General features: G+C 71.3%; 1 protein-coding gene. It reads left to right on the forward strand.

Annotated elements, in window-relative coordinates; all coding sequences use genetic code 11:
- A partial coding sequence (locus N7590_RS22100; RefSeq protein WP_279935908.1) for a DUF2345 domain-containing protein occupies nucleotides 1-704 on the forward strand: 704 nt, incomplete at both ends.

Here is a 704-nt window from a genome sequence, read left to right on the forward strand (position 1 = left end):
CTGGCCACCCAGGGCTGGGGCAACGTGCATGCCAGCGAAGGCCTGCTGCTGTCGGCCAGCCTGCAGGAGCGCGCCGCATCCACGGTGATGGACAACGCCAGCGTGGTGGCGCAGCTCAAAGGCGCCGAACGCAGCCTGGAACAGATGCAGCAGACCCTGGCCGAGCAGCAGGTGCCGGGCCTGGCCGAGTACCAGCGCACCCAGCAGCTGCGCGAGCAGATCGACCCGAAGGCGCAGGGCCGCTACACCGGCGACGTGAACGGGCAGAGCGCGATGAAGCCCGGCAGCGACGGCCGCAGCCCTGGCGAGCGGCCGGTGGAACGGCTGGGCACGCCGCTGCTGGTGGCCGAAGCGCCGCACCACGTGGCCTGGACCACCGCGGCCAGCGCCGTGGCCTATGCCGGGCAGAACCTGCAGATGACCGTGCAGCAGGACCTGCACGTCAGCGCCGGCGAGACCCTCGCCACCGTGTCCGGCGAGCACGTCTCGCTGTTCGCGCAGAGCGGCCCGCTGCGGGTGATCGCCGCGCAGGGGCCGGTCAGCCTGCAGGCCAACGATGGCGAGCTGGAGCTGCTGAGCGACCAGGCATTGACCATCACCGCCACCGACGAGCGCATCGACGTGCTGGCGCAGACCAAGGTGGTGCTGCAGGCCGGCAGCAGTGCGATCACGCTGGAGGGCGGCAACATCACCTTCAGCTGCCC

This window comes from Stenotrophomonas sp. GD04024 (genome assembly GCF_029837545.1).
In the GTDB taxonomy this organism is placed as follows: Bacteria; Pseudomonadota; Gammaproteobacteria; order Xanthomonadales; family Xanthomonadaceae; genus Stenotrophomonas; species Stenotrophomonas forensis.